Annotated in this window: 5 protein-coding genes and 1 tRNA gene; 3 read left to right on the forward strand and 3 right to left on the reverse strand. The window is 63.3% G+C overall.

The window, feature by feature from the left end:
• The coding region (locus ACJH6H_RS29470; RefSeq protein ID WP_406776366.1) for a hypothetical protein at nucleotides 1–311 on the forward strand (311 nt) is incomplete at its 5' end.
• A gap of 3 nt (nucleotides 312–314) precedes the next feature.
• Here the strand turns inward: ACJH6H_RS29470 and ACJH6H_RS29475 are convergent.
• The 3 genes from ACJH6H_RS29475 to ACJH6H_RS29485 form a co-directional block, all read right to left on the reverse strand.
• The gene (locus ACJH6H_RS29475) at nucleotides 315–785 is read right to left on the reverse strand and encodes a transposase (protein WP_406776367.1); all 471 of its coding nucleotides are present in this window, start codon (nucleotides 783–785) and stop codon (nucleotides 315–317) included.
• Nucleotides 786–860: 75 nt separating this feature from the next.
• Nucleotides 861–2,405, reverse strand: coding sequence for an ATP-binding protein (locus ACJH6H_RS29480; protein WP_406776368.1), 1,545 nt, complete (start codon nucleotides 2,403–2,405; stop codon nucleotides 861–863).
• 133 nt (nucleotides 2,406–2,538) lie between these two features.
• Nucleotides 2,539–2,736, reverse strand: a complete 198-nt coding sequence (locus tag ACJH6H_RS29485) for an AlpA family transcriptional regulator (protein ID WP_208676971.1) — start codon at nucleotides 2,734–2,736, stop codon at nucleotides 2,539–2,541.
• A gap of 187 nt (nucleotides 2,737–2,923) precedes the next feature.
• Here ACJH6H_RS29485 and ACJH6H_RS29490 point away from each other — a divergent pair, with 187 nt between their 5' ends.
• Together ACJH6H_RS29490 and ACJH6H_RS29495 are read left to right on the forward strand one after the other, a co-directional pair.
• Complete coding sequence (locus tag ACJH6H_RS29490) at nucleotides 2,924–4,135, forward strand: tyrosine-type recombinase/integrase (RefSeq protein WP_406776369.1); 1,212 nt, start codon at nucleotides 2,924–2,926, stop codon at nucleotides 4,133–4,135.
• 20 nt (nucleotides 4,136–4,155) lie between these two features.
• A tRNA-Leu gene (locus tag ACJH6H_RS29495) sits at nucleotides 4,156–4,229 on the forward strand.
• Nucleotides 4,230–4,380: the final 151 nt, after the last annotated feature.

Here is a 4,380-nt window from a genome sequence, read left to right on the forward strand (position 1 = left end):
GCCATGGGGACATCCTTCCAGCCCGCCCATGCTGGGCAAGCCAACTCAGATGTCACCTATTCGTGCAGCAGACCCGAGTGATCGAAGTACCGAAAGCTGCTGCAGCGCAGAAGCAATCTGCAGAAACGCCCAAGCCGGACCAGCCGGGCGTGCCGATGGATGCTGTCAACAGCGTCCTGGGCGACGGCAAGGCCCTACGCGGGTTGCTTACTCGCGTGGCAGAGCAGGCTCGGCTCAAGAAGCTGGACCGCGCCACACTGACGGCTGCGCGGGAGCTGTCCAATGCCGTTCATCCGCATCGTGATTGGTGATTTTTACCTGATCCGGCGAGGCCGTCGTCTTGACTTTCTGCGGGCGCGTCGTGCGGCGGGACTGCACCCGGTCATGCTCGAGGCGGTACGGCCAGCGGCGTGGATCGCCTTCTGGGCGAGGTCTTCGGCAAGGTACGCGATGCTGGCCTCCAATTCGTAGACCGCTTCCTTGCGTTCTTCGGCGATCATCTCTCCAGCGTCCCCGGGGTGCGGCAGATATCCGTTCTGTCGGCCGAGCGTGTCAATCACGACGTCGATGGCATCGTCGAACTGGGTGTCCAACTGTTGGGCATCGGTATCGGCCCATTCCTCGATGTACTCTTCCCGCTCTTCTGGGGTCCAGAATTCTGGAAACGACAGATGTGTTCGGTAGAGGTCGCGGATTGCCGCATCGAGCTGGCCGGACTGGCGGATCTCGGGCCAATCGCTGATCGCGGCGGTGGCCAGGTTCTCCAGGTCGTCGTCCAGGCTCATCGCGGCTGCTCCCTCCAGGCTTGTCCAGATACTGCCTGCACGCACCGACAAGTCGTCGGATCTGGGACCCCCTTGCTATGCGGAGAGGTCGTCGCGGGCATCGTCGATGTGCGAGGGCGTGGGGTGCTCGGGGCCGGGCCGTAGCAGCGAGGGACGCGAGGGTTGCGAGGCTCGGTGGGCGGCCACGTCTTTGTGTGGGGGGTAGATGGTCCACAGCAGGACGTTGCGGTGGTTGCGTGCCCCGTCGTCCTCGATCAACCATCCGAGTTTCCGCAGCGCCGGCGCGTGCCTGCGGAGCAGGCTCGTGACGTCGCGGCCGTTCCTTGGCCATTCTTTGGGCCGTCGCCAGTCGCCACCCGTCGGCGTGATCAACGCGAGCAAGTCGACACCGGACTGCCCGCGCAACGGTTCGTGAGTGTGGAGGCGCAGACATTCGATGAAAGGGTCAGCGGACAGGCTGTCTTCCGACAGCTGATCCGAACGTGACATGTAGCGGCGCAAGCCATCGGACGACAGAACCTCGTCGACGCACGCCAGCACGCGACCGAAGTCAGCCATGCGTGGTGCGTCGTCGACCTCGATGGTGTCCAGGCGGTGATGCACGGTCGCAGCCAGGCTGAGCAGTCCACTCAAAATGCCCGGTAGAGCCTGGTGCCACAGTTGTCGCAGGCCGGCCTCCGGCTGTCGCATGTGGCGGTCGATGCGTCGCAGATCAATCATCGCCATGCGTTCGGCAAGGTCGGGGCGCACCGCGCCGACGTCGATGCCGTTGATGATGATGCAGCGGCGGAACTTCACCACGGCAAGATCGCCGTCGGTGTACAGCGCACGTTTGACGTTGCCGTCGCCGGTGGCGGCACGGCACAGCGAATCTGACAACCAGGGAGGAATCGCCGACAGATTGTCCAGAGCGACAAGCCAGGAGCCGGACGCGGCAGTTACCCAGGAGTCGGCGTCGCGTGGTGCCTGGCGCAGTGGAACGGGGGAGGGGTCGATGAGGTCGACCAGCATGCGCGTCGTCGTGGTCTTAGCGCTGCCCTGCTCGGCGAACAGTGCTACCACCGGGTGCGGCACATCGGTCTGGACGAGTGCCGCGATGAGTGCCGCGAGCAGCACGGGGCGGTCTGGGAGGGCGACGTTGATGAAGTCCCACAACCGGTAGAGGTCTCCGGTCCGGGGTGGTAGAGGCATTGCAGCCGTTAGCTTGGTGCGCAGGAACCGAACTGGGGCGGTGTCGATGACCGACCAGGTGCCTGCGCGGAGACGAATGACCTTGCCGTCGGTTCGTCCGGTGTCGATGTAACTGGTTCCGTCGAGCTCAGCGACGCGGAGATTCAGCTTTTCAGTTCTCTGCGCGGTGGCCAGGCCTTCGAGGACCAGGGTGGCGTCGGTGAGGGCCTGGCCACCGGCGACGGTGCCCGTCTCGGCAAAGTAGCGGGAGGCGAGTTCGGCGCGTAGACCGGCCTTGCCTGCACGCAGCAGAATCGCCAGATGCGGGCGGGCGCGGTCAGTGCCAAAGGGCTCTCCGTCCTCGGACACGCCGAGGAGATACCGTTCTTGAGCCATGGCTACCAGGCGCGCGGCAACTGACTTCTTGTCGCTTTCGTTGTTGGCGCTCATGGGTTTTCCTGCCAGCGGTGCTTCTGCAGGCGGGCATGACGGGCTATTCTCATGGGGAACTTCCGGTTGAGCGATCGGGTTGTTCGAACGAAAGGCCTCGGCTAGACCCCGAGGTCTTTCTCATGCCTGGGCATCACGCGGCGTCGCCGCCTCCGCGCCGGGTTGCGCACTCCCGCTCGGATATCCACCGCAGAACCTCATCGCGTCGATACACGACCCGGCGTCCCAGGGTGAAGCTTGCTGGACCGATATCCGAGTGACGCCAGTACCTCAGCGTTCCAACCGGAACACCGGTGATGTCCGAGACTTCCTTGGCTCCTAGCAATTCCATCAGATTCCTCCTGAATCTCAGTTGTCTTGGCTGAGCCAACATTGACTGGAAGAACGGCGACGTGTCCACCACCGCAGCCACATTCAAGGAAAAGTCGTTCGAGTCCCGCTGATGCGACCGAACAGGACACCGACAGACGGCTTGCAAAGCGGATGAACCCTACGGATTTCTGCGGTATGGTCCATTTGTGATCACCCGGAACGAACGGGCGGGTATCGATGACCGCTGGCACAAGCGTGTCAAAGGCCAGGATGGCGCCATGCGCACGGAGCGGTCTGCGGTGTACGGCAAGGTCTCGCGATGGCGTGTCAGATGGGTCGACAGCACAGGTGCTGAACGCACCAAGAGTTTCCAGCGCAAGCCGGATGCGCAGGCGTACCTCAACGGCCTGACCGCTGATTTTCAGCGCGGTGAGTATGTCGACCCGAGGAAGAGCGCGGAGACATTCGGGTCGGTGGCCGAGCAGTGGTTCGCCACCAAACAGCACCGAAAGCCGAAAACCGTTGCAGGATATCGCTCGTTGCTCGACACCGTGGTGCTGCCGAAGTGGGAAGGTGTTCCGCTGAAAAGGCTTGACTACGAGTCCTATTCGACGTGGCTGGGGTCGCTATCGGTCGATGGTGGGCAACGTGGAGCCGGCTTATCGGCAAGTCGGATCACCCAAGCGCATCAGCTGGTAGGTGCTGTCCTCAAGTACGCCCAACGGACTGGCAAGGTGGCGAAGAACGTCGCGTTGGAGATCAAGCGGGACGAGGATCTTCCCGAGCAAGCCGAGCGTGAACGGCGCTACCTGAGCCATACCGAGCTGTTGATGCTAGCCAAGGCTGCCGATCGGTTCGAGACGCTGACGCTGGTCCTGGGGTACTGCGGGCTGAGATTCGGCGAAGCCGTTGCGTTGCGCCGCCGGCATGTGGGGGATCGGGTGCTGACGGTTCGCTCGTCCGCAACCGCGGTCACCGGTAAGGGCATCGTGGAGTCGACGACCAAGACGAAGCGGGATCGTCACGTGCCAGTGCCCGAACCCGTGTGGAAGAAACTCAAGGCAGAGCTACCGGCCGACCCGAACGCGCTGGTGTTTCCCAGCCGCAAGGGTGGGTTCCTGCCACTCGGTGAGTACCGCTGGGCATTCGACAACGCGTGTGCAGACGTCGGCATCGAGGGGCTGGTACCGCACGGCCTCAGGCACACCACGGCCTCACTGGCGATCAGTGCAGGCGCTAACGTCAAGGTCGTGCAGAGACTCCTGGGGCATGCGACGGCGGCCATGACGCTCGACCGCTACGGCCACTTGCTCAACGACGATTTGAGCGGTGTGGCCGATGCGCTGGGCAAGGCCATCGATAGCACTGCGGTATCACTGCGGTACTTAGGACGTCAAGGGACGGCTGAGACGGCCTAAAGTATGCTCTGAGCTGCAAAGCCCCCATAGCCCAATTGGCAGAGGCAGCGGACTTAAAATCCGCCAAGTGTCGGTTCGAGTCCGACTGGGGGCACCGTAATTCCCTGATCGGCGCCTTCCTGCCTGGGTTGGGTGAGGCCCGCCTCAGTGTCACGAGTTGTCGCAACCTGAACCGCCCCAGGTTTTCCGCCGCTGCTATACGGGTTGACGCTCTCGGTCGAGGGCGCTGTAGTGGGCGTGCTCGT

Source organism: Mycobacterium sp. SMC-21 (assembly GCF_045310825.1).
Classification (GTDB): Bacteria; Actinomycetota; Actinomycetes; order Mycobacteriales; family Mycobacteriaceae; genus Mycobacterium.

Excerpts from the sequence above, each read along its gene's own strand:
- ACJH6H_RS29475 (WP_406776367.1), bottom strand. The coding sequence starts at position 785 with ATGAGCCTGGACGACGACCTGGAGAACCTGGCCACCGCCGCGATCAGC.
- ACJH6H_RS29480 (WP_406776368.1), bottom strand. The coding sequence starts at position 2,405 with ATGAGCGCCAACAACGAAAGCGACAAGAAGTCAGTTGCCGCGCGCCTG.
- ACJH6H_RS29485 (WP_208676971.1), bottom strand. The coding sequence starts at position 2,736 with ATGGAATTGCTAGGAGCCAAGGAAGTCTCGGACATCACCGGTGTTCCG.